The following is a 578-nucleotide window of genomic DNA, read 5'->3' on the forward strand; positions in this document are numbered from 1 at the left end:
TATTTGGTTATGCTCTCAAACCTGTGAGGAGAGATTCCATCGTATCGCTTTGCTTACGCAACTGTTCGACGTTTTGCGAGGTCGTACTGATCATATTGCACACATTATCTGCTTGAACTCGGATTTCTTCGACACTTGCGGCGATGTTATCTGCAACGACACCTTGTTCCTCAGCTGCAGTCGCAATTTGAATACTGCTGTCTGAGATGGTTTGGTTTTTATCGGCAAGCGAGCCAATCTCTTGGTTTACTTCTGCCATCAGGTTTTGACCTTCGTTGGCATTGTTTACCGTAACTTCCATAAGTTTGGTAAGGGATTGACTGTTACGCTGTAATGATTCAATCATCGCTTGAATCTCAACGGTTGCTTGTTGAGTACGGCCTGCAAGAGCACGGACTTCATCAGCAACAACCGCAAAGCCACGACCTTGTTCACCTGCACGAGCCGCTTCAATTGCAGCGTTCAAGGCGAGTAGGTTAGTTTGCTCAGAGATACCGTTGATGGTTGTCACAACTTCATCAATTTGCGCTGCATTTGCATCTAGCTCTTCAACCGCTTGAGAAGCAGATTGAATCTCA

Annotated in this window: 1 protein-coding gene; it reads right to left on the reverse strand. The window is 45.8% G+C overall.

Features of this window, described 5'->3' with window-relative positions:
• Positions 1-7: 7 nt before the first annotated feature.
• A partial coding sequence (locus tag R7190_RS29325; protein WP_318138132.1) for a methyl-accepting chemotaxis protein occupies positions 8-578 on the reverse strand: 571 nt, incomplete at its 5' end.

Source organism: Vibrio sp. 1078-1, assembly GCF_033340475.1.